The sequence below is a fragment of the Kibdelosporangium phytohabitans genome, assembly GCF_001302585.1.
GTDB classification, from domain to species: Bacteria; Actinomycetota; Actinomycetes; order Mycobacteriales; family Pseudonocardiaceae; genus Kibdelosporangium; species Kibdelosporangium phytohabitans.
On record NZ_CP012752.1, the window covers coordinates 6771004 to 6792380 of the forward strand.

The window sequence follows — 21377 nt, forward strand, 5'->3', positions numbered from 1 at the left end:
TTTTCAGCCGCCGTCGATTTCCGCATGCCGAATCGCTTGCCACGGGAGAAGGACATGGACACTGCCGTTGTCGTCGCAGGCGCGGGCCCGGCGGGCCTGATGCTGGCGGGCGAGCTGCGGCTCGCCGGTGTCGACGTCATCGTCACCGAGAAGCTCGCCAGGCCGTCGGGCGAGTCGCGCGGGCTCGGTTTCACGGTGCGCACCATGGAAGTGCTGGACCAGCGGGGTTTACTGCCGCGGTTCGGCGAGCTGACCACCACGGCGCACCACCACTTCGATGGCCTGCCGTTGAACCTCGGCGGCCTCGACGGCGCGCACCTGGCGAACAAGTCGGTGTTGCAGTCGCAGACGGAGGAGGTCCTGGAGAAGTGGGCAGTCGAGCAGGGCGCTGAGATCCGCCGCGGCCACGAGCTGCTTTCCCTGACGCAGAACGACGACGCGGTCGAGATCGAGGTGCGCGGCCCGGCCGGTGGCTACCGGCTGCGGTGCGCCTACCTGGTGGGGTGTGACGGCGGGCGCAGCAAGGTGCGCAAGAGCGCCGGTTTCGACTTCCCCGGCACGCCGGCGACGATGGAGATATTCCTCGCCGACGTGCGCGGCGTTCGCGTGCAGGAGCGCAAGTTCGGCGAAACGGTGCCCGGCGGTCTGGTCATGGCGGGTCACCTCAGCGACGACCTGGTGCGGTTGATCATCTGCGAGCACGGCAGCGCGCCGAGGCAACGCACCGGGCCCGCGCCGTTCGAGGAGATCGCGGCGGCGTGGATGCGGTTGACCGGTGAGGACATCTCGACTGGCACCCCGGTGTGGACCAGCGCCTACGGCGACGCGGTCCGGCAGGTGACCAACTACCGGCTCGGCCGGGTCCTGCTGGCCGGGGATTCGGCGCACATCCACCTGCCCGCGGGCGGCCAGGGCATGAACGTCAGCATCCAGGACACGATCACACCCCGGCCGCGGCCGACGCGTTCGTGATCGTCACACCGGAGTACAACCGCAGCTTCCCTGCCGTGTTGAAGAACGCGATCGACTGGCACTTCGCCGAGTGGCACGCCAAACCGGTCGGGTTCGTGTCCTATGGCGGCAGGTCGGGAGGTCTGCGCGCGGTCGAGCAGCCGCGGCTGGTGTTCGGCGAGCTGCACGCCGTGCCCATCCGGGACACCGTGAGCTTCCACGGCGCCTGCTTCGACGAGCACGGCATACCGTACGACCGCGAGGGGTGCGACGCGGCAGCGAAGGGCATGCTCGATCAACTCTCCTGGTGGGCGACGGCACTACGCGAAGCACGAGCCAAACGCCCCTACCAGACCTGAGGAGAGCCATGGACCTCGTCTTCGGCGCGAACATCAAACCCACGCACGCCGATCCCACGCAGGCGCTGCGGCTGGCGCGACGGATCGACCGGGCCGGGCTTGACCTGGTCACGATCCAGGACCACCCGTACCGCCCGGAGTACCACGACACGTGGACACTGCTGACGTTCCTGGCTGCCGGCACAACCCGGGTGGCTTTCGTCCCCACCGTCGCGAACCTGCCGTTGCGCCCGCCCGCGATGCTCGCGAAGTCCGCCGCCAGCCTGGATTCGCTGACCGGCGGCCGGGTGCGGCTCGGGCTCGGCGCCGGGGCGTTCTGGGACGACATCGTCTCGATGGGTGGTCCGCGCCGGACGCCCGGCGAGGCCGTGGACGCGGTGAGCGACGCGATCGACCTGGTCCGTTCACTGTGGACGTCCCCGCGGTTCGGTCCGGCACCGAGCCGGAAGCTGGAGATCTGGCTGGGCGCCAACGGTCCCCGGATGCTCGACCTGGTCGGCACCAAGGCGGACGGCTGGCAGCCGTCGCTGCTGCACATGGGGCTCGACAAGCTGCCCGCGGCGTCCGCCCGGATCGACACCGCCGCCACCCTCGCGGGCCGCCCGCCCGGCTCGATCCGCAAGGTCTACAACCTCGCCGGGCGGATCGGTTCCCCGTCGGCGCTGCCGTTGCACGGCTCGCGCGGCAGTGGACCGAGCGGATCGTGGAACTCGTCGGCAAGTGCGGCATGAACGGTTTCGTGTTCTGGCCGCAGGAGGACAACGGCAGGCAGATCGACGTGTTCGCCGCCGAGGTCGTGCCGGCCGTCACCGCATCGATCGAGGAGGACGAATGCCACGCACCCAGGTCCTAGTGGCGGGAGGCGGCCTCACCGGACTGTCGGCCGCGGTGTTCCTCGCCTGGCACGGTGTGCAGAGCGTAGTCGTGGAACGCCACGCAGATCTCCCCCGCCGTCCCGCGTCACGCGCGGTCAACCCGCGCACGATGGAAGTCCTGCGCCAAGTCGGCCTGGAACACGCCGTCATGCGCCATGGCGACGCCCGCACGAAGAACCCGATGAGCCCGTGCACGGCCGTGTCGATCGCGCAGGACCGTTTCGAAGGCATACTCCGTGACCGTGCCGAAGCGCTCGGTGCGATGGTGTGCTTCGGCACGGAACTGAGGTCCTTCGACGCCTCCGCGGACAGTGTCACAGCCACTGTCGTCGACGACGACGGCGAATACACGGTCGAAGCGGATGGAAGCGACGACCTTGGGTTTCCGGTACTGCTCGGACGCCGTGGCCGACCCCGGTGGCAATGTCGCGCCGCTGCCCGCCCAGCTCCGCGGACAGCCCGGTAGCCGGGCACCGCACGTGCGTGCCACGTTCTCCGGCCGCCCGATCTCCACACTGGACCTCTACGGCCGGGACTTCGTCGCCCTCGTCGGCTCAGCCGGGACATGGCAGCACGCGGGTGAAGGCCTGCCGGTGCAGACGTACCGCATCGGCGCGCACCTGCACAGCGACACCGACCTGGACGCGGCCCACGGCATCACCCCGGACGGGATCGTGCTGGTCCGCCCGGACGGTTTCGTCGCGTGGCGCAGCCCGGGGCCGGTCACCGACGCGGCGGAGTCCCTGGCCAGGACCCTGCGTACGATCCTCGCCCGCTGACACAGCGGGCGTCAGTGCAGCAGTTGACGGATCACGGTCTCGTACTTCACGAGGTCGAACGTGATCGTCGGGAGTGCGGCGTAGTCCGGTGACGGTCCGGGCGCCGGGTCGCTGCCGTACTCCCACGCGAAGTCGGTCCAGCTGACCGTGGCCTTGTCCCGGTCATAGGTCACGCGGACGGCGAAGACACCGCATTCGATGGCGCCGCATCGCGAACAGCCGTACAACGGCACTCTCGCGGGGAGTTGGCTTGGTGCGGGCCGTCCGAGCAGGGCGCGCAGGTCGTCGGGATGGCGCGTGGCGAGGAAACCGTCGCCGCGCGGGGCCGGACCTTCGCAGTCGAACCGGGACATCAACCGGGCCAGGGGGAAGCCGTCGATGTACCAGTCGTCCATGGCCGGATCGGCTGTCGAGCGCCCGACGGACAGCAGGTTCACCATGGTGCGGAGGCTACCGGTTCAAGCTCAGTCGACCGTCCGGTCGGCACGGGTGGCGATCTCGGTGAAGTACTGGCGCAGCAACGGCTCGTCCTCGGGCTGCACGCGTACCCCCGGGTTGTAGGTGTACGTGAGCTCCAGGTTGTCGGGGATCCGCGCGAACAGCGGCTCGGTCGGCGACTTGACCGTGCCGATCCGGATCGAGCCCTTGACCTGCCTGCCCTTGAAGAAGTCCAGCCGCACACCCAGCCAGCGCACCGGGACGCGGACGTCGGGCATGGAACTCGGCGGGAGGCTGAAGACTTCGAAGATCCCGCGGTCGTAGCGGAACAACAACTTGCCGAACTCCAGCTCCAAGGGCTCCACGGCGGCAGCATACCGGCGTCATGATCCACGTCGATATGCTCGGCGCGAACCCGGATGCCGACCAGGACGAGAGCGACCATGCCCGCGGACAGCGCCGAGCGCGAGACCTCCCGGACGCCCCGCACCGCACGGGGCGTGCAGACCCGTTCGCGGATCGTCCAGTCGGCGGCCCGGCTGTTCTACGTCAAAGGTGTCAGCGCCACCACCCTCGACGACGTCCGCACCGCGAGTGGCACCAGCAAGTCCCAGCTGTACAACCACTTCCAGGACAAGGCCGAGCTGATCCACGCCGTGATCGACGTGCAGGCGAAGATCGTGCTCGCCCGTGAGGAGGACAGCCTGGGCCGTGTCCGGACGCTCGGCGGGCTGCGCCGCTGGCGCAACGCCGTCGTGCAGACCTGTTCGCTGCAGGGCGGCGCGTACGGGTGCACGCTGGGCTCGATGTCCATCGAACTGTCCGACAGCGACGAGAAGTCCCGCGAGGCGCTCGCCGCGGCTTTCGACACATGGCAGCGCCTGCTCGCCGGGGCGTTGATCCGGCTGCGGGAGCTCGGTGTTCTCAGCGCCGACGCCAAACCGGACGATCTCGCGACCGGGCTGCTCGCCGCGCTGCAGGGCGGTTACCTGCTCGCCCAGAACGGGCACAACTCCCGTCCGATGGCCGTCGCGCTGGACATGGCCTTGGCGCACGTCGAATCCTTCGCCCGGCGCTGAACCGCTCAGAACAAGGTGGGTTGCGGGGTGAACACGGGGGTGACGGCTGTCCGGCCGTTGAGCGCGAACTTGTCCTCGATGGTCTCGTCGGGATCGGGGAACCCGTGCGCGGCGATGATCGGCCGGATCCGGTCGCTGAGCCAGTCGCGGTAGCGGCGCGAGGTGGCGGACCCTTTCGCGTACACCTCGCTGTAGCGTTCGAGCAGGTCAGGACGTGCGCCGCGGAGCCAGCCGAAGAACACCTCCTTCACGCCGCTCGCCAGGTACAGCGGTGTGTAGAGCACGGTGGTCGCGCCGGCGTCGGCGACGGCGCCCACCAGCTCTTCGAGTTGCGCCGGCTGGTCGGTCATCAACGGGAGGATCGGCGCCATGAAGACCGTGCACTCCATCCCGGCGTCCCTGATGGCTCGTACCGTGGCCAGTCTGGCTGCCGTGGTCGCGGTCCCCGGCTCGACGGACTGCTGGAGCCGTTCGTCGAGGATCGAGATCGACAACCCCAGGTGCACTGTGGTCACCGCGCTGGCCCCGCGCAGGCGGTCGAGGTCGCGGCGGATCAGCGTGCCCTTGGTCAGGATCGAGAACGGGATCCGCGCGTCGGCGAGTGCGTCGATGATCCCGGGCATGAGCGCGTAACGGCCTTCCGCGCGCTGGTACACGTCCGTGTTGGTGCCGAACGCCACGCGCGGCGGCAGGGTGCGTTTGCGTTTCAGTTCGTCGCGCAGCACCTCGACGATGTTCGTCTTGACGATGATCTCGCGGTCGAAGTCGTCGGCGGTGTTCAGCTCGAGCCGCGTGTGGGTGTTGCGGGCGAAGCAGTAACGGCACGCGTGGGTGCAGCCCCGGTAGGGGTTGATCGTCCACTCGCCCGGCAGCATCCGCGCGTCGGTCGGCACGTGGTTCAGCGCGCTCTTGGCGAGGATCTCGTGGAAGGTGACGCCGTGGAACTCCGGCGTCCGGACGCTCCGGACGAACGTCGACAGCCGGGCCAGGCCGGGCAGGGTACCGGTGTTCGTCGCGTCGAGGCGTTGGGCGTCCCAACGTATGGCCATGGCTCTGTGGTCCGTTCCTCCCGTGGGCGCGCCGCCCTGACACCGAAAAGAGGACCATATAGTCCAATATGATGTCAAGATCCACCTGATCTACTGATCATGACGGACCTGATGGTCCAGCCCGCACTGGCTCAACCGCCCCACTGCCGGATCCGGGCAGCGGGGCGGCGCGCCGTGTGTCAGCCGGTGACCTGGTCGAGCCCCTTGCGCCACGCCGTCAACGTGCCGCCGGCCCGCGTCGGGGACAGCGAGATCACGCTGCTGCGCTTGCCGCGCACGGCGGGATGTTTCTTGCCAGCATGGAGAACCCCTTTCCCGGACCGGCCTCCACGACGGTGTGGTCACCGATGTCGAAAAGAGCACCCACAGCGGGCCAGAACAGCACTGGCGCGTCGAGTTGCCGTGCCCAGAACCCCGGGGTCACGGCCTGCTCCGGCGTGACCAGGCTGGCTGTCCTCGTCGAGACGATCGGGATCCGGGCCGGGCGCAGGGTCACGCCGGCGAACCCCGCCTCGAACTTCTCCCCCGCCGCCGCGACCGCGGGGCAGTGGAAAGGCTGCCGGGAACCCACCCGCATCGAGCCGATCCCGTTGGCCGACAACACCTCCCGGACACGAACCAGCTCCGCCTCCGGGCCGGAGACCACGGTCAGGCGAGGCGCGTTGATCGCCGCGATGCCCACACCCGAGTCGTGGCTGTGGGCGTCGAGGTGGCGTTCGACGTCACTCGCCGCCGCCGACACGGCGAGCAGGCCACCTCGCCGCGTCCGTGGCCGACGGCCCGGAGCGGATCGCGCTGGAGGTCGGCCCGGAGCGGCTGACCTACCGCGAGCTGTCCGACCTCGCCGATCACGTCGCCGGTCAGCTGGTCGCACGGACCGGCGACGTTCCCCGCCGGGTCGGTCTTCTGGCGGCACGGACTGTGCTCGCGTACGCGGGTTATCTGGCCATCCAGCGGCTCGGCGCGACCGTCGTCCCGCTCAACCCGTCGTTCCCGCCCGCGCGCAACGCCACCGTCGCCCAGATGTCCGCGATGGACGTCGTACTCACCGATCAGGACACGCCTGCTGTCCCGGTCCCCGTGGTGCACGCGCGCCGAGCCGACGGACCGCCGCCCACGCTTCCGGCGTCCACCGCGTGTGCGGACGACATCGCCTACATCCTGTTCACTTCCGGTTCGACGGAAGCGCCGAAGGGTGTGTGTATCGCGCACCGGAACGTGACGTCGTATCTGTCCCACGTGATCCCCCGCTACGAGGCTGGTCCGGGTGCACGGTTCTCCCAGTTCTTCGAGTTGACGTTCGACCCGTCGGTGTACGACATGTTCATCGCGTGGGGTTCCGGTGCGACGCTGGTCGTGCCAACCCGTGGCGGCTTGTTGTCACCCGTGCGGTTCGTCAACCGCGCCCGGGTCACGCACTGGAACTCGGTCCCGTCGGTGATCTCGTTGGCTCACCGGATGAAGGCGTTGCGGCCAGGTGGCATGCCGGGGCTGCGGTGGAGCATGTTCTGCGGTGAGCCACCCAATGGCACAGTCCCGATCGGCACTCCCTACCCGCGGTTGGAACACCTGGTCCTGGACGACGGCGAACTGTGCCTGCGCGGGCCGCAACGATTCCCCGGCTACCTCGACAAAGCGGACAACACCGGCCGCTTCCTCGGCGAGGACGAACAAATCCACGACGGCTCGACCGAACTGACCGACGCGCACTGGTACCGGACCGGTGACCGGGTGACCTGTTGCGACGGTCAGCTCGTGCATCTCGGACGGATCGACCACCAGGTGAAATCCGCGGCTACCGGGTGGAACTCGGCGAAATAGAAGCGGTCATGCGCAGGCAGCCCGGCATCACCGACGCGCGGTGGTCATCGCGCTGCGCGGGCGTGACGAAACCGAGCTCGTCGCCGCCTATACGGGCACAGTTCAGGACCCTGACGCCCGCCTCACCGCGCTGAGCGCCGGTTTGCCGTCCTACATGGTGCCGCGCACGGTCACCGCGTTCGACACATTCCCGCTGAACCAGAACGGAAAGGTAGACCGTCGGGCTCTCTCCGACTCGTTCACCGCTCGAGGGTGATCGAGGTCACCCCTGCTGGAGACTCGGGGTGAATTTCCTATTCTCGCTGAGCTGAAACACGCGCTGGGCCTGCGGTTTCGGCCAACTCGCCGCACCCGGAGCCATATTCGGGTGAAGTCGTCGCCCGGATCGGGAAGACTTGCCGCGGCCGATGAGTTTGGACGGTTGTGTCGGTCTGCCGGGGTAAACAGACCGATGTCCGTGCCGGGGCAGCCTGGGGGTTGCGCGGCGAATGCGAGCAGGAAACCAGCGAGGTAGCACCATGTCAGCTGTGACCGAAGAACGACCGGCCAGATCGGCCGGCCGCACACCCGCTGTGGTGCGGCTGTTGGTGCTGGCCACGTTCGTGGTCATCCTCAACGAGACGATCATGCTCAACGCGATTCCGCGGCTGATGGAGTCGCTGCACGTCACCCAGCAGTCCGCGCAGTGGGTGTCCACCGCCTTCATGCTGACGATGGCGGCCGTGATCCCGATGACCGGCTGGTTCCTGCAGCGGTTCACCACCCGGCAGGCCTACATGGTCGCCATGACCGTGTTCATCGCCGGAACCGTCATCTCGGCGATCGCGCCGACGTTCCTGGCGCTGCTGCTCGGCCGCATCGTGCAGGCGTCGGGCACGGCGGTGATGATGCCGCTGCTGATGACCACGCTGATGACCGTCGTGCCCGAAGAGGACCGTGGCCGGGTGATGGGCAACGTCATGCTCGCCATCTCCGTGGCGCCCGCGCTCGGGCCCACAGTGTCCGGGTTCATCCTCCAGGTCGGGTCGTGGCGCCTGCTGTTCGTGGTGGTGCTGCCGATCGCCGCGCTGATCACCGTGTTCGGCCTGCGCAAGATGACCAACATCGGTGAACCGCAGGTCACCTCGATCGACTGGTTCAGCGTCGTCGTGGCGGCGCTCGGCATGGGCGGCGTGGTGTACGGCCTGAGCCTGTTCGGCGAGAACGAGATCGGCCTGGGCATCGGTATCGCCGCCGCCGGGGCCATCCTCGTCGCGGTGTTCGCGTTCCGTCAGGTGAAGCTGCAGCGCACCGACTCGCCGCTGCTGGACCTGCGCACCCTCGGCCACCGCACCTTCCGGATCTCGCTGGCGCTGGCGTCCATCGGGTTCCTGTCGATGCTCGGCGCGATGTTCCTGCTGCCGCTGTACCTGCAGAACCTGCGTCACCTGAGCCCGTTGCTGACCGGTCTGCTGCTGATTCCGGGCGGCCTGGCGATGGGCCTGCTCGGGCCGACCTTCGGCAAGGTCTTCGACCGGTTCGGCGGGCGTCCGCTGGTGGTGCCCGGCGCGATCGGCGCGCTGCTGTCCCTGGCCGGGTTCACCATGTTCTCGCTGACGATGCCGTACTGGCAGATCCTGGCCCTGCACATCGTGCTGATGATCAGCCTCGCGGCGATGTTCACGCCGACCTTCACGATCGGCATGGGCGCACTGCCCGCTCACCTGTACTCGCACGGCAGCTCGATGCTCGGCTCGTTGCAGCAGCTCGCGGGTGCGTTCGGAACCGCGCTGACCGTCACCGTGCTGTCCACGCGCAGCACCCAGCTCGTGTCGGAGGGCGCCACCGTCGAAGCGGCGCAACTGGGCGGTATGCGGGTGGCCTTCGGCGTGATGGTCGCCTTCGCGGTGGTCACGCTCGTGCTCACGTTCATGCTGCCCAACCGGGCTGAGACGAGCGAGGGCAGCCCGGCCGTCGCGCACTGACGGTCAACCGCGAGTACTGGTCCTGCGAACGACCGACCACGACTCGGCGTACGAGTCGGGTTTCCCGCCAAGCGCGGCGTGTGCGCACGCCGCGCCTTGGTCTCGCAGCGACTGCGCCACGGTCGTCAGGCCGAGTCGCTCCGCCACGGCGGCGTCATCCCAACCGGACACGGTCATGTCGTCAGGGATGACGCGGCCGACGGCGTGAGCGGCTCGGACAACCCCGGCCGCCTGCTCGTCGCTCATGGCGGCGATGGCGTCCGGCGGTGCGCCGGACGCCAGCAAGGTCGCCGTGACGTGCTCGGCCTCGGTCACGTCATTGCGTGAACACACCGCGACGACCACGTCGTGCCACGCGATGCCGAGTTCCTCGGCGGCTTGCCGATAGCCCTCCAGCCGGTGCCGCGTCACCGCGAACAACACGCCCGCGGGATCGATCCCCGGTTCGATGGTGCTGATCCGTTCACGCGACAACGGACAGCTCACCACTGCCGGCCGCTCGGCGCCCGCGAACACGACAAGCCCCACCGCGTAGGCGGCGGCGCGGTTGTCGATGGTCACCAGACCCAAGCCACGCACCGCGGGCCCGCCGTGCACCACCGCTGGTCGTTTGGTCGCGCGTACGGCCGCGATGATCGGGTCGTCGTCGGCGGTGGTCCACACGATGAACCCGTCGACGGCCGCGTCCCGGACACGCGTGACGTCGTCCGCGGCGCCCGTGATCGGCACGATCGTCACTCCGTAGCCGTGACCGGCGCAGACGTCGGCGATACCGGCCAGGAACGACACCGCTTGCGGATCGTCGAACGCGTAGCTCAGGTGCTCCCCCAGCACGACGCCGAGCGTGCGGGTGCTGCCGCGCCGCAGTGACCGGGCGCTCGGGTCCGGTCCGGCGTATCCGAGCTGGGCCGCGGCGCCGAGCACCTTGGATCGCGCCTGGTCGGACACCCTGTTGGGCTGGTTGTAGGTGTAGGACGCCGTCATGACCGACACACCGGCCAGTTCGGCCACTTGTGCCAGGGTCACGCGCTTGGGTCCCATGGCGGCGAGTTTAGATGTGTATCGTTACACATATGGGTGGACCACTCCCCGGCGCGGCGCGCCCGATGATCGTCTCGGCTTACCTGGCGTTCGCCGCCTTCGGCGCGTTCTGGGGGCTGTGGGGCGCCGCCGTGCCACGCGTGCGTGACCAGGCAGGCATCAGCGCCGGACAGCTCGGCTTCGCGCTGCTGTTCGTCGGCGCCGGTGCGTTACCCGCGATGCTGGTGATGGGCAGGGCGCTCGACCGCTGGGGCCTGCGGTTGACGGCCGCGACCACCGGCGCACTCGGACTGGTGGGCGTCGGCCTGGTGCTGACCGCGGTGGACCTGGTGAGCCTGTGCGCCGGCCTGGCCGTGGTCGGTGCGACGAGCGGCGCGGGCGACGTGGCCATGAACGCGATCGCGGGCCGCGCCGAAAGGATCGCCGGGCGGCCCGTGATCATCCGCGCCCACGGGGTCTTCTCCAGCCTGGTGGTGCTCAGCAGCCTCGCGACCGGGCTGGCAGCCGGGCTACCGCTCGTGGTCTCGTTCGCCGCCGTCGCTGTCGTCGCCCTGGCGGCCGGGGCCGTACTGCTCAGGTCGATCCCCGCGCACGCAGCCGGGTACGACCACACGCCCACGGAGTCGGTGTCGCTCGGACCGTGGCGAATCGCCCCCTTGGTGATCATCGGGGTGCTCGGCGCGCTCGCGTTCGCCGCCGAGAACGCGCACCAGAGCTGGAGCGCGGTCTTCGCCCGTGACGAACTCCAGTCCGGTGCGGGACTGAGTGCTGTCGCGCCCGCCGTGTTCGCCGCGACGGTCGCGGTCACGCGCTTCGTCACCGGCGGCCTCAAGGTCGTGAACGCCCGCGCGGTGCTGCTCATCGGCGCCGCGACCGCCGCGACCGGAACAGTGGTGATCGCCGCCGCGTCCACGTTGTTCGTCGCGGCACTGGGTCTCGCGACAGCCGCGGCGGGAACGGCGGTGTTGTTCCCGACGATTGTCAGTGTGGTGTCGCGCAACGTCGACGAGTCACGCCGGGGCCGCGCGACCTCGGTCGTGACGACCGTGGCCTATCTCGGTTTCCTGCTGGGCCCGGTGTACGTCGGAGCGTGGGCCGAAGCAGTCGGCATGCGCGGCGCGATGCTGGCCGTCGCCGCCCTGTCCGTCGCCCTGTTCGCCCTGACACCGATCCTGGTGCGCCTCAGCGGTTTCAGCGCCCGCCCAGCGGAACCTGTGCGCTGCGCGCAAACCTGAGCACGAAAGCGCACCGCGGAAGCCTGCGTCAACGAATCACCACGGCGTGCTCGCCGCGCGGCACCAGCTCCCCGATCACGGCAGCGCCGGGGACCTCCCCGGCCAGCAGCAGACCGCCGGAGGTCTGCGCGTCGGCGAGCAGCAACGCCTCGGACTCGTCCACGGCGGTCAGGTCGGTGTGCGGGCGCACCCAGTCGAGGTTTCGTTCGGTGCCGCCGCTGACGTAGCCGTCGCGCAGTGCCTGCCTGGCGCCGTCCAGGTACGGCACCGCGGCCGCGTCGATCACGGCGGTGACGCCGCTGGCCCTGGCCAGTTTGCAGGCGTGCCCGAGCAGGCCGAAGCCGGTCACGTCCGTGGCGCACGTGATGCCCGCGGCCAGCGCGGCCCGCGAGGCGGTGTCGTTGAGCGTGACCATTGTGGCCACAGCGTGGTCGAACACCTCCCCTGTTGCCTTGTGCCGGTTGTTGAGCACGCCGAGACCCAGCGGCTTGGTCAGCGACAACGGCACCCCGGCCCGCCCGGCGTCGTTGCGCAGCAACCGTTCGGGGTCGGCGGTGCCGGTCACTGCCATGCCGTACTTGGGTTCCACGTCGTCCACGCTGTGCCCGCCGCCGACGTGACAGCCCACCGAACGGGCGATGTCGTAGCCGCCGCGCAGCGCCTCCGCGGCGAGTTCCAACGGCAGCACGTCACGTGGCCACGCCAACAGGTTCAGCGCGACAAGCGGCATTCCGCCCATGGCATACACATCGGACAGCGCGTTGGCCGCCGCGATCCGCCCCCAGTCGTAGGCGTCGTCCACGACGGGCGTGAAGAAGTCGGTCGTGGCGACCACGGCGAGGCCGTCGCGCAGCCGCACCACGGCGGCGTCGTCCCCGCTGTCGAGGCCGACGAGCAGGTCGTCGGCCGGGCCGTGCAGGCCTCGTACCACCTCTTCGAGTTCACCCGGCGGGATCTTGCAAGCACACCCGCCACCATGCGCGTATTGTGTGAGCCTGACCGTCATGCGGTCATAGTGGCACGATTCGGGGAGGCGTTTCCGGTCTGGTGGTCGGCGCAGTCTTCAAAACTGTTGAACGGCAGCACCTGTCGTTGGCGGGTTCGATTCCCGTCCGCCTCCGCCACCCTCCACTGAGGACACGCGAATGACCGATCCGCGCAGGCTCGTGCCCCGCACGGACGCCCTGCTGGCCGACCCGCGCCTGGCCGCCGCGACGCGGGCGCTGGGCGGCGCGCTGGTGAAACAGGCGGTCGTCGAAGCCCAGCAACGGGCTCGGTCCGGGCAGATCCCGCCGGACGCGGTCGCGGACGCGGCAGTGGCCGGCCTGCCGGTGACCGCGACCAGCCTGCGAGCCGTGATCAACGCGACCGGCGTGGTGGTGCACACGAACCTGGGCCGTGCGCCGCTGTCAGAGGCGGCCCGCGCAGCCGTGATCGCCGCCGCGGGGTGCACGGACGTCGAATTCGACCTGGCGAGCGGGCAGCGCGCGCGGCGCGGACGTGCCACGATCGCCGCGCTCGCGGACGCGGTTCCGCGGGCCGGCGCCGTGCACGTCGTGAACAACAACGCCGCCGCGTTGCTGTTGTGCGGGCTCGTGCTGGCCGCCGGGCGGGAGATCGTCGTCAGCCGGGGTGAGCTGGTGGAGATCGGGGACGGGTTCCGGATCCCCGAACTGCTCGCCGCGTCCGGCGCGACCCTGCGCGAAGTGGGCACCACCAACCGGGTCCATCTGCGCGACTACGCCGAGGCGATCGGCGAGGCGACCGGGTTCGTGCTGAAGGTGCACCCGTCCAACTTCCGTGTCACCGGGTTCACCCGTGAGGTGGGTGTGGCCGAGCTGGCGACGCTCGGGCCGCCTGTGGTGGTGGACATCGGTTCCGGGTTGTTGCGGCCGCATCCGCTGCTGCCGGACGAGCCCGACGCGGCGACGACACTGGCGCAAGGCGCCTCGCTCGTGACCGCCAGCGGGGACAAGCTGCTCGGTGGTCCGCAGGCCGGACTGCTGTTCGGCGACAGCGAGATCGTCGAGCGGCTGCGCAGGCACCCGGCCGCGCGGGCGATGCGCGTCGACAAGCTGACGCTGGCCGCGCTCGAGGCCACGGTGCGCGGTCCCGAACCACCTGTCGCGGCGATGCTCACCGCCGATGTCGAGCGGCTGCGTGAACGGGTCTGGGCACTGGTGAAACGGCTGGACGTGGCCGAAGTCCACGACACCGTGTCGGCGATCGGCGGCGGTGGCGCGCCGGGCGTCGAACTGCCGAGCGTGGCCGTCAGCCTGCCCAGCCACTACGCGGAAGCGTTGCGGCGCGGGACGAGGCCGGTCGTCGGCCGGGTCGAGCGGGGACGCTGCCTGCTGGACCTGCGGACCGTGCACCCGGATGAGGACGAGGAACTGCTCAACGCGGTGCTGGCATGCACGTAGTCGCCACCGCCGGACACGTCGACCACGGCAAGTCCACGCTGGTGCGCGCGTTGACCGGCCGGGAACCGGACCGCTGGGCCGAGGAGCGGCGCCGTGGCCTCACCATCGGCCTCGGGTTCGCGTGGACCACGCTGCCCGGCGGCGATCCGGTCGCGTTAGTCGACGTCCCAGGGCACGAGCGGTTCGTGCCGACGATGCTCGCCGGAGTCGGGCCGGTGCCCGCCGTGTTGTTCGTGGTCGCGGCGGACCAGGGCTGGCAGCCGCAGTCGGCCGAGCACCTCGCCGCGCTCGACGCGCTCGGCGTCCGGCACGGACTGCTCGTGATCACCCGCTGCGACCTGGCCGATCCCGGCCCCGCCAGCGAGCAGGCGCAGGTTCAGCTGCGCCGGACGTCCCTGCGCGACATCCCGGTCGTGCACGTCAGCGCCACGGCGGGAACCGGGCTGGACGAGTTGCGGCACGCACTGGGCCGCCTGTGTGCGGGGCTTCCCGAGCCGGACGTCCAGGCGGACGTGCGGCTGTGGATCGACCGGTCGTTCAGCCTGCGCGGGGTCGGCACGGTCGTCACCGGGACGCTGGCCGCGGGCACCATCCGGGTCGGCGACGCGCTGTCGCACCAGGTCCGTGGCCTGCAGTCGATGGAGCAGGACGCCGACGAGGTACGGGCAGTCACGCGGGTCGCGGTGAACCTGCGCGGGGTCGATCGTGACGAGGTCCAGGCCGGTGACGCGCTCACCACGCCCGGCGCGTGGACGAGGGCGGCCGAGATCGACGTCGCGCTGGCGGTGGAGACGCAGCGGGAACTGCATCTGCACATCGGTTCCGCCGATGTCGCGGTGACCGTTCGGCGGTTGGGCCCGCACAGCGCCCGGCTGCGGCTGGCCCGTCCGCTGCCGCTGCGGATCGGGGACCGCGTCCTGCTGCGGGATCCCGGTCTCCGTGTCATCGTCGCCGGAGCCGACGTGCTCGACCTGCACCCGCCCGGACTGGTTCGGCGGGGCGACGCGGTGCGCCGGGACGCCGAGCTGGCCGAGCTGATCGGCCAGCCGCTGTCCGTCGTCGCGGAGCGCCTGCTGCACCGCGTGGGCTTCATGGCCGAGTCCCAGTTCCGCGTGCACGGCTTGCCTGTCACGGGAACCCGGGTGGGTGCGTGGCGAGCGCATCCGGACAGGTGGGCGCGGCTCGTCGAGCGGGTGCCGACCGTGGTCGATCGGTGGTTGGACGAGAACCCGTTGCGCGTCAACGGGATTCCCGTTGACGCGGTCGCCGGGGAGCTCGAGCTGCCCAGCGGCGTCGCCGCACGGCTCGTCCAGGCGGCCGGTTTGCCCATTGTGGACGGTCACGTTCCCGGACGGGCGCGGTTGCCCCGAGCGGTCGAGCTGGCGCTGGCCGCGCTCACCGCCGACTTGGCCGGCGCGCCGTTCGCCGCGCCGACGGCCGACCGGCTGGACGAACTCGGCCTGGGGCGCCGCGAACTGGCCGCCGCGCACGCCGCCGACCGGATTCTCCTGCTGCCAGGCGGGATCGTTCTGCTGCCGGGCGCGCAGCGGCGAGCGGCCGAGATTCTCGCCGCGCTCCCCCAGCCCTTCACTGTCAGCCAGGCCCGCCGCGCACTGGACACGTCACGGCGAGTCGCCTTGCCGCTGCTGGGACTGCTCGACCAGACCGGTGTGACCGAGCGGCTGGACGGTGACCTGCGCCGCACGGTTACCGCGGTCGCGCCTCGTCGGTGAACTGCTCGACGTACTCGCCGGCCGGCGGGATGGGCTGGATGACGTCGATCAGCACGCCGTTGGGGTCGGCGACGATGAAGTGCCGCTGGCCGAACGCCTCGCTGCGCAGGGGCAGCGCCTCGGGCAGCCCCGCCTCGGTGACGAGCCTGCGGTGTTCGGCGTCGACGTCCTCCACCTCGAAGTTCAGCAGCAGGCCTTGCACCCGCGTGCCGTACCCGCCCGGGATGGTCGAGTGGGCCGGGTCGAGGATCGCCAGTTCCCAGTCGCCGCGCTTCAGGCTGACGTACCAGTCGGCCTCGAAGGTGAGCTCGAAGCCGAAGTGGTCGCGGTAGAAGTCGCGCGTCTCGGCGATCCGGTCGGTCATCACGACGGGGTAGAAGCTGGTCAGCCGCATGGGTCCACCTTGGTCCAGAAACATACCGACGGTCGGTTTGTTGGATTGAGATTAGAAAACCGACCGTCGGTATGTCAAGATGCCGGGGTGGCCCGCACGAAACAGCAGCAGCGTGAAGAGACCATCCAGGCGTTGAGCGCCACCGCCCGGCGCCTGTTCGCCGAGCACGGCTACGGCAACGTCGGGCTGGAGACCATCGCCCAGACCGCGGGCGTCAGCAAGGGCGCGCTCTACCACCACTTCACCAGCAAGGCCGACCTGTTCCGGCACGTGCTGGCCGACGTGCAGCACGACGTCGGCGAGCAGGTCGCACAGGCGGCCGACGCCGCGCAGGACGCGTGGCAGGGACTACTCGCGGGGTGCCGCGCGTTCCTGACCGCCGCGACGGACCCCGAGGTTCAGCGGATCATGCTGGTCGACGGCCCGGCGGTGGTCGGCTGGCAGGACTGGCGCGCGCTGGACAAGGAGTCCTCCGCGCAGCACCTCGCCGAGGCGCTGACCGCGCTCGTGTCGGAGGGCGTTCTCGCCGACCGGCCCGTCGAACCGATGGCACGCCTGCTGTCCGGCGCCATGAACGAGGCGGCGGTGTGGCTGGCCCACTCGCCCGATCCGGCGGCGGATCTCGCCGCGACCATGGACGCGTTGGCCCCGATGGTCGAATCGCTGCGTAACTGACAGGTCGCCTATTCGGGTGACGGCGGGAATTTCAGGTCCGGTGCCGCCAAGGGTGCGTGCGCGTCCAGTTCCATCCCGCCCGCGCGCAGCGTGTCGTCCAGGATGCTCCACACCCACCGGGCGAGCAGGGCCACGAACTCGTCCCGGCCGATCCGCCGGGGATCCGCCAGCCACTGCGCGGTGCAGGAGTCCACCAGTCCCACCACGCCGAACGCGACCGGGCCCGCGACGCGGGTGTCCATTGAGAACAACGCAAGGTAATGCTCGAACAACCTGGTCAGGTGATTTCCGATGGTGGTCTTGACATCGGTGATCCTGTTCGGACCGTTGCCCGCGGACAACGCGTGCATACTGAGATACCGGTACAGGTACTGATTTTCCGACAGCCAGCGGGTGTGACTGCCGACCGCGGAGCTGATCATCTCCATCGGGGTGCCGTGCAGGTTCCACAATGGCGCCAGATCCGTGTGGATGAGCTGCATCGCCCGTTCGGCAATGGCTCCGTGCACGTCAGCGGCGTCCGTGAAGTGCTTGTACAGCTGGGTTCGGGCGACTCCGGCGGCGTGCGCGATCTGCTCTGTGGACACCCCGGGGCCTCGTTCGGCGATCACGCGCAGCGCGGCTTCGACGAACTCCCGGCGACGCCGATCACGCTGACCGGCCCACCGCTTGGCGCGGCCGTCCGCGGAACCGGGATGTGCCGACGAGGGCATACCCAGAGTTTACCGTTCACTCGATAATTGATACATCCGTGTACCTGGTACAGTTCTGTACTCGTTACCGCGAGTCTGGCCGATACGGGGAGACGGAGGCCGGCGCGATGTCGAACGCGGCCTACGAAGGCGCGTCGGATGTGGCGTTGCTCGACGCAGTGCGGATGGGCGACCAAGGTGCCTACGGGACGCTGTTCCGCAGACACGCCGGGCCCGCACGGCAGATCGCGGGCCAGTGGCTGCAAGGGCCCGCGGAGCAACACGAACTCGTCGCCGAGGCGTTCGCCACCGTGCTGGCCGCGATCCGCGGCGGCAGCGGCCCGCGCGACAACGTCCGCGCGTACCTGCTGGTCACCATGCGGCACTTGGCAATCAGGTGGCGGCGCCACCGCGACCAGGTCGATCTGTACGGCACAGTGCCGGAAACCAGCGAACTCCTGCACGACACCGCGGCCCGCTCGGAGGACGTCGTGCAGCGGCTGTGGAACCTGGACATGGCCTGGTCCGCCTTCCGCAGCCTGCCGCCGCGCTGGCGCATGGTGCTGTGGCGCACGGAAGTGGAGTCGTCCTCCCCCACCGACATCGCACCGATGCTGGGGATCACGCCCAACGGCGTGGCAGCGCTCGCGATGCGTGCCAGGGAAGGCCTGCGCCAAGCCTACCTGCAAGTGCAGGTCCCGAGTACGAACAACCCGGCCTGCCAACGAACCCGGCACCACATGGGCACATGGGTCCGCGGCGGCCTGCCGAGGCAACGCGCCCAGCCGATCGCCGAGCACGTCACCAGATGCGCCGACTGCGGCGCCGTGGCCAGCCACCTCGCTGAGGCCAACCGCGAACTGCGGCCAAGCAGGCACAGCGGCGCGAAGTCGTTCACGCCCTGACAACCCTTATCCACCAAGTGAGTGAAGCCATGACCGCACCCGTCCCGCACGACACCGCGGCGATCCTCAAAGAACTGGTGAGCGAATGGCGACTGGTGTGGGACAGCTTCGAAACACCCACCACGCGGACAACAGATGACGAAGGGCAACGATGACCACCGATCAGGACGCCCTGGACACGACCTGGCTCACCGACCAGGCGAACGCCGCGCTGCTGGCCATCGAAAGACTGCACCACGCCGCCCTCAGCGCCGTCTACGGCACAGCGGGCGGCAGTGTCCCCTCTGACGCGCCACGCGGTCAGCTCTGAAACAAGCGATCCTCGTCATCGCGGGCGTTCTCGTGACAGTCGCGGTGATTGGTCGTACGCTCCCGGCGCGAATAGCATCGTCATCATGCCGTGGGAGTGGGACGAGACGTTGTACGCGGGCAGCGCCAGCCACTACAGCGTCGGCCGCGTGCCCTATCCACCTCGCCTCGCGGACCTCGTCCGGGACGAACTCGGACTGGACGGCACCGGGCGGCTGCTGGACGTCGGCTGCGGCCCCGGATCGCTGACTGTGCTGCTGGCTCCCCTGTTCGCCGCGGCGACGGGTGTCGACGCTGATCCCGGCATGATCGCCGAGGCACGGCGCCGGGCCGGCGCGACCGGGATCGATTGGCGGCAGCTGCGTGCCGAGGAACTCCCGGCGGGCTTGGGAACGTTCCGCGCCGTGTCCTTCGCCCAGTCGTTTCACTGGATGGATCAGCCGCTGGTCGCCCGTCGGGTTCGCGAGATGCTCAGCGCGGACGGTGCCTGGATCCACATCGGCGCCATCACGCACCGAGGTGACGTCGCCGAGCACCCGTACCCGCCTGTGCCGTGGCAGCGGATCGACGATCTGGTCAAGCGGTACCTGGGCCCGGTTCGCCGGGCGGGGCAGGGGCACTTGCCGCACGGCACTCGCGGTGGTGAGGAGAGTGTCATGCGGCACGCGGGTTTCTCCGGCCCCGTCCGGCTCGCCGTGGACGAGGGGCACATCGCCGAGCGCACTGCCGACGAGATCGTTTCCGCGGTGTTCTCGCTGTCCAGCTCGGCACCGCACCTGTTCGCCGACCGGCTCGGCGACTTCGAAACGGATCTGCGCCACCTCCTCGGCGATGCGTCCCCCGACGGTCGCTTCGCCGAGCTGACCACCGCCGTCGAGGTCGTCATCTGGCGACCGTGACAGCGGGTGCCGGGACCGGCTGGTCCGGTGGCGGTCTCAGCACCGAGACCGGTTGGGGCAGAGCTCGTAGTGGTAGTCCTGGTGTCCCCGTGGCGTCACGTTGCGGTCGCGCAGGATGATCGACGCGTCTTGCCGTTCCCGGCGCATTCCGTGGCGAACGCCGAACGCGGGTTGTCGGTGTACTCGACTTCGTAGTACCGGTTGCCGTACGGCGTGCGGTATTCCGAGCATTCGTCGTGCACAGCGCATTCCTCGGCGATGGCGAAGCTGAGCCCGGTGCTGGGCCCGGTGTCGCCGTACTCGCTGTTCACGTTCTTCTGCGCGACAGCCAGACCGGCGGTTTTGGCGCACTTGTCGAACTCCACCGTGTAGTCGCGGTTCCGGGCGAACTCGAAGGCGCCACCCGAGCGGTCGTACGAGTCCAGGTTGTCCGGCTCGATGGCCTCATAGCCCGAGCTCTTGCAGCCGTCGATCCACGGTTTCTGCGCGTCCGGCAACGCCTTGCGCTTCGCGGCGGTGCGGATGTCGAGGATGGCTTCTCCCCATTGCCCGTCCATCACGGGATTGCCTTCGGCGTCCTTGAGGACCACGTCGTTGTGGTACCTGAAATACCACGCCGTGGTGCCGACCAGTTCCGGATCCGGCACCGGTTTGCCGTCCGGGCCCTTCGGATCCGGCTGGGTCTGCATCGCGTTGATGTAGCAGACGCTGTACTTGCCCGGTGCGGGCGCGGCCGTCCGGTCACGGCTGACCACCTTCACCGAGGCGTCCGGTGTGTACGGCCCACCGATCCGGTAGTCGAACTGGCCGCCGGGTGGCGGGAGTTCGATCTGCGGCAACGCCGACGGCGCGGCGGTGGCGGGTACGGCCGAGGCACCCAGCGCGGCGGCGACGACCAGGACGTGCTTACCCCAGTTTCTCATGCACATCTCCAGTGGAGGAAAGGGTCAACCCTTGAGACCGGACACTCGCATCGTGGCGACGAACTGCTTCTGGGCGACGCGGAAGAACGTGCCGTACGGCGTGCAGCCGTCCAGCTTGGCGGCTCCTCCAGCTCCGCGGGCAGCGGCAGGAAGAACTGCCGCATCAGGAAGACGCCGAACGCGCTGGCCAGCCACGGCACGAAGGCCGCGGTGACGATGTTGATGATCGAGCCGCCCTGCCCGCGCGGATCAGCAGGCGGACCACGGCTTGCCCGACCGAGAACATCCCGCGCAGGTCGACCGCGATGATCCGGTCCCAGCTGTCGATCCCGATGTCCACGAACGGTTCAAGCCACGAGATGCCGGCGTTGTTGGCGAGGATCGTCAGCCCGCCGTGGTCGTGCCCGCGATCTCGTGCCCCATGACCAATGGGGGAACTCGCATGCCGACCGAGCGGAACCCGTGCAACTCGCTGCCGCAGATCCCGCTGGCGTGCACCGTCACGGCCGTCTCGCCCGGACCCGGCTGCGGGTCGGCGACGTCGAGCAGTTCGACGCGTCCGGCGGCGGTGAAAACCAGGGCCTGCATCCCGTGGTCCTCCGTTGGCCGGGATGGCCGAGAACGTAACACCCTTCCGTTGAGCGGACTGACGTTTCTCTGAGCGGAATGCAATAGTGGTCGAGTGGCGGCCCCCAATGACACCCCATCGCACCAGGCGGTCGACCGCGCCCTGCGCGTACAGGCATTCCTCGGCAGGCACCCGTCCGGCGTGAGCCTGCAGGAGCTGTCCGCCGGTCTCGGCATCCCGAGCCGTCGCTGCACCGGATCCTCTC

At 69.6% G+C, this 21377-nt stretch carries 28 protein-coding genes, 1 tRNA gene and 2 pseudogenes; 20 read left to right on the forward strand and 11 right to left on the reverse strand.

Going from position 1 to position 21377, the window contains the following annotated elements; genetic code table 11:
- The first annotated feature begins 99 nt into the window (after positions 1 to 99).
- The 6 genes and pseudogenes from AOZ06_RS59160 (at position 100) to AOZ06_RS30545 (ending at position 2964) form a co-directional block, all read left to right on the forward strand.
- The gene (locus tag AOZ06_RS59160) at positions 100 to 972 is read left to right on the forward strand and encodes an FAD-dependent monooxygenase (RefSeq protein WP_236952462.1); all 873 of its coding nucleotides are present in this window, start codon (positions 100 to 102) and stop codon (positions 970 to 972) included.
- Positions 951 to 1310 (forward strand): annotated as a pseudogene (locus tag AOZ06_RS30530) (NADPH-dependent FMN reductase); the annotation flags it as partial. The gene AOZ06_RS59160 and the pseudogene AOZ06_RS30530, both read left to right, overlap by 22 nt.
- Positions 1311 to 1318: 8 nt before the next feature.
- Positions 1319 to 2041 carry an LLM class flavin-dependent oxidoreductase gene (locus AOZ06_RS30535; RefSeq protein WP_218921802.1) on the forward strand — a complete coding sequence of 241 codons (723 nt, stop codon included), beginning with the start codon at positions 1319 to 1321 and terminating at the stop codon, positions 2039 to 2041.
- Positions 2038 to 2163: a hypothetical protein gene (locus AOZ06_RS61350; RefSeq protein ID WP_257721430.1), complete on the forward strand. Its 126-nt coding sequence runs from the start codon at positions 2038 to 2040 to the stop codon at positions 2161 to 2163. Before AOZ06_RS30535 ends, AOZ06_RS61350 begins: the two co-directional genes overlap by 4 nt.
- Positions 2142 to 2651: an FAD-dependent monooxygenase gene (locus AOZ06_RS62245; protein WP_083472040.1), complete on the forward strand. Its 510-nt coding sequence runs from the start codon at positions 2142 to 2144 to the stop codon at positions 2649 to 2651. The genes AOZ06_RS61350 and AOZ06_RS62245 overlap by 22 nt, the downstream gene beginning before the upstream one ends.
- Positions 2548 to 2964 (forward strand): aromatic-ring hydroxylase C-terminal domain-containing protein, encoded by a 417-nt coding sequence (locus AOZ06_RS30545; RefSeq protein ID WP_169798823.1) that lies wholly within the window; start codon positions 2548 to 2550, stop codon positions 2962 to 2964. The genes AOZ06_RS62245 and AOZ06_RS30545 overlap by 104 nt, the downstream gene beginning before the upstream one ends.
- 11 nt (positions 2965 to 2975) lie before the next feature.
- On the opposite strand, the gene AOZ06_RS30550 is transcribed toward AOZ06_RS30545, so the two are convergent.
- Positions 2976 to 3404 carry a hypothetical protein gene (locus tag AOZ06_RS30550; protein ID WP_054292563.1) on the reverse strand — a complete coding sequence of 143 codons (429 nt, stop codon included), beginning with the start codon at positions 3402 to 3404 and terminating at the stop codon, positions 2976 to 2978.
- 24 nt (positions 3405 to 3428) lie between these two features.
- Positions 3429 to 3767 carry a hypothetical protein gene (locus tag AOZ06_RS30555; protein ID WP_054292564.1) on the reverse strand — a complete coding sequence of 113 codons (339 nt, stop codon included), beginning with the start codon at positions 3765 to 3767 and terminating at the stop codon, positions 3429 to 3431.
- A 78-nt stretch (positions 3768 to 3845) separates the two neighbouring features.
- On the opposite strand from AOZ06_RS30555, the gene AOZ06_RS30560 reads away from it, so the two are divergent.
- Complete coding sequence (locus AOZ06_RS30560; RefSeq protein ID WP_054292565.1) at positions 3846 to 4481, forward strand: TetR/AcrR family transcriptional regulator; 636 nt, start codon at positions 3846 to 3848, stop codon at positions 4479 to 4481.
- A gap of 5 nt (positions 4482 to 4486) precedes the next feature.
- Here the strand turns inward: AOZ06_RS30560 and AOZ06_RS30565 are convergent, their stop codons facing one another.
- On the reverse strand, positions 4487 to 5530 hold the full coding sequence (locus AOZ06_RS30565; RefSeq protein WP_054292566.1) for an Rv2578c family radical SAM protein: 1044 nt from the start codon (positions 5528 to 5530) through the stop codon (positions 4487 to 4489).
- 253 nt (positions 5531 to 5783) lie between these two features.
- Positions 5784 to 6272: an acyltransferase domain-containing protein gene (locus AOZ06_RS30570; protein WP_054292567.1), complete on the reverse strand. Its 489-nt coding sequence runs from the start codon at positions 6270 to 6272 to the stop codon at positions 5784 to 5786.
- Positions 6273 to 6298: 26 nt separating this feature from the next.
- Between AOZ06_RS30570 and AOZ06_RS30575 the strand changes: the two genes are divergently transcribed.
- From AOZ06_RS30575 to AOZ06_RS30580, 3 genes are all read left to right on the forward strand, one after another.
- A complete protein-coding gene (locus tag AOZ06_RS30575) occupies positions 6299 to 7351 on the forward strand; it encodes an AMP-binding protein (protein WP_269465374.1) in 1053 nt (350 codons plus the stop codon).
- 40 nt (positions 7352 to 7391) lie between these two features.
- Positions 7392 to 7607, forward strand: a complete 216-nt coding sequence (locus AOZ06_RS60440) for a hypothetical protein (RefSeq protein ID WP_225954717.1) — start codon at positions 7392 to 7394, stop codon at positions 7605 to 7607.
- Between the two features lie 271 nt (positions 7608 to 7878).
- Entirely contained in the window at positions 7879 to 9315 is a 1437-nt protein-coding gene (locus tag AOZ06_RS30580) for an MDR family MFS transporter (RefSeq protein ID WP_417999906.1), read from the forward strand.
- A 3-nt stretch (positions 9316 to 9318) separates the two neighbouring features.
- On the opposite strand, the gene AOZ06_RS30585 is transcribed toward AOZ06_RS30580, so the two are convergent.
- Positions 9319 to 10356, reverse strand: coding sequence for a LacI family DNA-binding transcriptional regulator (locus tag AOZ06_RS30585; RefSeq protein WP_063810137.1), 1038 nt, complete (start codon positions 10354 to 10356; stop codon positions 9319 to 9321).
- Between the two features lie 32 nt (positions 10357 to 10388).
- Here AOZ06_RS30585 and AOZ06_RS30590 point away from each other — a divergent pair, with 32 nt between their 5' ends.
- Positions 10389 to 11591, forward strand: coding sequence for an MFS transporter (locus AOZ06_RS30590; RefSeq protein WP_083472041.1), 1203 nt, complete (start codon positions 10389 to 10391; stop codon positions 11589 to 11591).
- A 28-nt stretch (positions 11592 to 11619) separates the two neighbouring features.
- On the opposite strand, the gene selD is transcribed toward AOZ06_RS30590, so the two are convergent.
- Positions 11620 to 12597 (reverse strand): selenide, water dikinase SelD, encoded by a 978-nt coding sequence (gene selD, locus AOZ06_RS30595; protein ID WP_054292570.1) that lies wholly within the window; start codon positions 12595 to 12597, stop codon positions 11620 to 11622.
- Positions 12598 to 12620: 23 nt separating this feature from the next.
- Between selD and AOZ06_RS30600 the strand changes: the two genes are divergently transcribed.
- The 3 genes from AOZ06_RS30600 (at position 12621) to selB (ending at position 15747) form a co-directional block, all read left to right on the forward strand.
- A tRNA-Sec gene (locus AOZ06_RS30600) sits at positions 12621 to 12715 on the forward strand.
- Positions 12716 to 12736: 21 nt separating this feature from the next.
- Positions 12737 to 14014 carry an L-seryl-tRNA(Sec) selenium transferase gene (selA, locus tag AOZ06_RS30605; protein WP_054292571.1) on the forward strand — a complete coding sequence of 426 codons (1278 nt, stop codon included), beginning with the start codon at positions 12737 to 12739 and terminating at the stop codon, positions 14012 to 14014.
- A complete protein-coding gene (gene selB / locus AOZ06_RS30610) occupies positions 14005 to 15747 on the forward strand; it encodes a selenocysteine-specific translation elongation factor (RefSeq protein WP_054292572.1) in 1743 nt (580 codons plus the stop codon). The genes selA and selB overlap by 10 nt, the downstream gene beginning before the upstream one ends.
- Here the strand turns inward: selB and AOZ06_RS30615 are convergent.
- Positions 15722 to 16141, reverse strand: coding sequence for a VOC family protein (locus AOZ06_RS30615; protein ID WP_054292573.1), 420 nt, complete (start codon positions 16139 to 16141; stop codon positions 15722 to 15724). The two genes, selB and AOZ06_RS30615, sit on opposite strands and share 26 nt — an antisense overlap.
- An 87-nt stretch (positions 16142 to 16228) precedes the next feature.
- Between AOZ06_RS30615 and AOZ06_RS30620 the strand changes: the two genes are divergently transcribed.
- Entirely contained in the window at positions 16229 to 16816 is a 588-nt protein-coding gene (locus AOZ06_RS30620) for a TetR/AcrR family transcriptional regulator (RefSeq protein ID WP_054292574.1), read from the forward strand.
- 8 nt (positions 16817 to 16824) lie between these two features.
- Here AOZ06_RS30620 and AOZ06_RS30625 read toward each other — a convergent pair whose 3' ends face one another.
- Positions 16825 to 17529 carry a TetR/AcrR family transcriptional regulator gene (locus tag AOZ06_RS30625; protein WP_054292575.1) on the reverse strand — a complete coding sequence of 235 codons (705 nt, stop codon included), beginning with the start codon at positions 17527 to 17529 and terminating at the stop codon, positions 16825 to 16827.
- Between the two features lie 107 nt (positions 17530 to 17636).
- On the opposite strand from AOZ06_RS30625, the gene AOZ06_RS30630 reads away from it, so the two are divergent.
- From AOZ06_RS30630 to AOZ06_RS30635, 4 genes are all read left to right on the forward strand, one after another.
- On the forward strand, positions 17637 to 18413 hold the full coding sequence (locus AOZ06_RS30630) for an RNA polymerase sigma factor (RefSeq protein WP_054292576.1): 777 nt from the start codon (positions 17637 to 17639) through the stop codon (positions 18411 to 18413).
- 29 nt (positions 18414 to 18442) lie between these two features.
- Positions 18443 to 18568, forward strand: a complete 126-nt coding sequence (locus AOZ06_RS61355) for a hypothetical protein (protein WP_257721431.1) — start codon at positions 18443 to 18445, stop codon at positions 18566 to 18568.
- The gene (locus AOZ06_RS56940) at positions 18565 to 18723 is read left to right on the forward strand and encodes a hypothetical protein (protein WP_157233349.1); all 159 of its coding nucleotides are present in this window, start codon (positions 18565 to 18567) and stop codon (positions 18721 to 18723) included. The genes AOZ06_RS61355 and AOZ06_RS56940 overlap by 4 nt, the downstream gene beginning before the upstream one ends.
- Positions 18724 to 18808: 85 nt before the next feature.
- A complete protein-coding gene (locus AOZ06_RS30635; RefSeq protein ID WP_054292577.1) occupies positions 18809 to 19621 on the forward strand; it encodes a class I SAM-dependent methyltransferase in 813 nt (270 codons plus the stop codon).
- A gap of 95 nt (positions 19622 to 19716) precedes the next feature.
- On the opposite strand, the gene AOZ06_RS30640 is transcribed toward AOZ06_RS30635, so the two are convergent.
- The 3 genes from AOZ06_RS30640 to AOZ06_RS60445 all read right to left on the reverse strand — a co-directional run bounded on the left by AOZ06_RS30640 (position 19717) and on the right by AOZ06_RS60445 (position 21132).
- Positions 19717 to 20544, reverse strand: coding sequence for an endo alpha-1,4 polygalactosaminidase (locus tag AOZ06_RS30640; protein WP_054292578.1), 828 nt, complete (start codon positions 20542 to 20544; stop codon positions 19717 to 19719).
- A 163-nt stretch (positions 20545 to 20707) separates the two neighbouring features.
- A complete protein-coding gene (locus AOZ06_RS62250) occupies positions 20708 to 21025 on the reverse strand; it encodes an SDR family NAD(P)-dependent oxidoreductase (RefSeq protein ID WP_083472763.1) in 318 nt (105 codons plus the stop codon).
- Positions 20929 to 21132: an alcohol dehydrogenase catalytic domain-containing protein gene (locus AOZ06_RS60445; RefSeq protein ID WP_054292579.1), complete on the reverse strand. Its 204-nt coding sequence runs from the start codon at positions 21130 to 21132 to the stop codon at positions 20929 to 20931. The genes AOZ06_RS62250 and AOZ06_RS60445 overlap by 97 nt, the downstream gene beginning before the upstream one ends.
- 94 nt (positions 21133 to 21226) lie before the next feature.
- On the opposite strand from AOZ06_RS60445, the pseudogene AOZ06_RS62505 reads away from it, so the two are divergent.
- Positions 21227 to 21340: pseudogene (locus tag AOZ06_RS62505) on the forward strand (hypothetical protein); the annotation flags it as partial.
- Positions 21341 to 21377: the final 37 nt, after the last annotated feature.

What these genes read in the sequence shown, in the direction of transcription:
- selB (WP_054292572.1), top strand. Translation starts at nt 14,005, where the DNA reads ATGCACGTAGTCGCCACCGCCGGACACGTCGACCACGGCAAGTCCACG.
- AOZ06_RS30640 (WP_054292578.1), bottom strand. Translation starts at nt 20,544, where the DNA reads ATGAGAAACTGGGGTAAGCACGTCCTGGTCGTCGCCGCCGCGCTGGGT.
- AOZ06_RS30545 (WP_169798823.1), top strand. Translation starts at nt 2,548, where the DNA reads ATGGAAGCGACGACCTTGGGTTTCCGGTACTGCTCGGACGCCGTGGCC.
- AOZ06_RS30630 (WP_054292576.1), top strand. Translation starts at nt 17,637, where the DNA reads ATGTCGAACGCGGCCTACGAAGGCGCGTCGGATGTGGCGTTGCTCGAC.
- selD (WP_054292570.1), bottom strand. Translation starts at nt 12,597, where the DNA reads ATGACGGTCAGGCTCACACAATACGCGCATGGTGGCGGGTGTGCTTGC.
- AOZ06_RS30635 (WP_054292577.1), top strand. Translation starts at nt 18,809, where the DNA reads ATGCCGTGGGAGTGGGACGAGACGTTGTACGCGGGCAGCGCCAGCCAC.
- AOZ06_RS30625 (WP_054292575.1), bottom strand. Translation starts at nt 17,529, where the DNA reads ATGCCCTCGTCGGCACATCCCGGTTCCGCGGACGGCCGCGCCAAGCGG.
- AOZ06_RS30615 (WP_054292573.1), bottom strand. Translation starts at nt 16,141, where the DNA reads ATGCGGCTGACCAGCTTCTACCCCGTCGTGATGACCGACCGGATCGCC.
- AOZ06_RS56940 (WP_157233349.1), top strand. Translation starts at nt 18,565, where the DNA reads ATGACCACCGATCAGGACGCCCTGGACACGACCTGGCTCACCGACCAG.
- AOZ06_RS60445 (WP_054292579.1), bottom strand. Translation starts at nt 21,132, where the DNA reads ATGCAGGCCCTGGTTTTCACCGCCGCCGGACGCGTCGAACTGCTCGAC.
- AOZ06_RS61350 (WP_257721430.1), top strand. Translation starts at nt 2,038, where the DNA reads ATGAACGGTTTCGTGTTCTGGCCGCAGGAGGACAACGGCAGGCAGATC.
- AOZ06_RS30560 (WP_054292565.1), top strand. Translation starts at nt 3,846, where the DNA reads ATGCCCGCGGACAGCGCCGAGCGCGAGACCTCCCGGACGCCCCGCACC.
- AOZ06_RS61355 (WP_257721431.1), top strand. Translation starts at nt 18,443, where the DNA reads ATGACCGCACCCGTCCCGCACGACACCGCGGCGATCCTCAAAGAACTG.
- AOZ06_RS30535 (WP_218921802.1), top strand. Translation starts at nt 1,319, where the DNA reads ATGGACCTCGTCTTCGGCGCGAACATCAAACCCACGCACGCCGATCCC.
- AOZ06_RS62245 (WP_083472040.1), top strand. Translation starts at nt 2,142, where the DNA reads ATGCCACGCACCCAGGTCCTAGTGGCGGGAGGCGGCCTCACCGGACTG.
- AOZ06_RS30585 (WP_063810137.1), bottom strand. Translation starts at nt 10,356, where the DNA reads ATGGGACCCAAGCGCGTGACCCTGGCACAAGTGGCCGAACTGGCCGGT.
- AOZ06_RS30590 (WP_083472041.1), top strand. Translation starts at nt 10,389, where the DNA reads ATGGGTGGACCACTCCCCGGCGCGGCGCGCCCGATGATCGTCTCGGCT.
- AOZ06_RS30565 (WP_054292566.1), bottom strand. Translation starts at nt 5,530, where the DNA reads ATGGCCATACGTTGGGACGCCCAACGCCTCGACGCGACGAACACCGGT.
- selA (WP_054292571.1), top strand. Translation starts at nt 12,737, where the DNA reads ATGACCGATCCGCGCAGGCTCGTGCCCCGCACGGACGCCCTGCTGGCC.
- AOZ06_RS59160 (WP_236952462.1), top strand. Translation starts at nt 100, where the DNA reads ATGCTGGCGGGCGAGCTGCGGCTCGCCGGTGTCGACGTCATCGTCACC.
- AOZ06_RS30550 (WP_054292563.1), bottom strand. Translation starts at nt 3,404, where the DNA reads ATGGTGAACCTGCTGTCCGTCGGGCGCTCGACAGCCGATCCGGCCATG.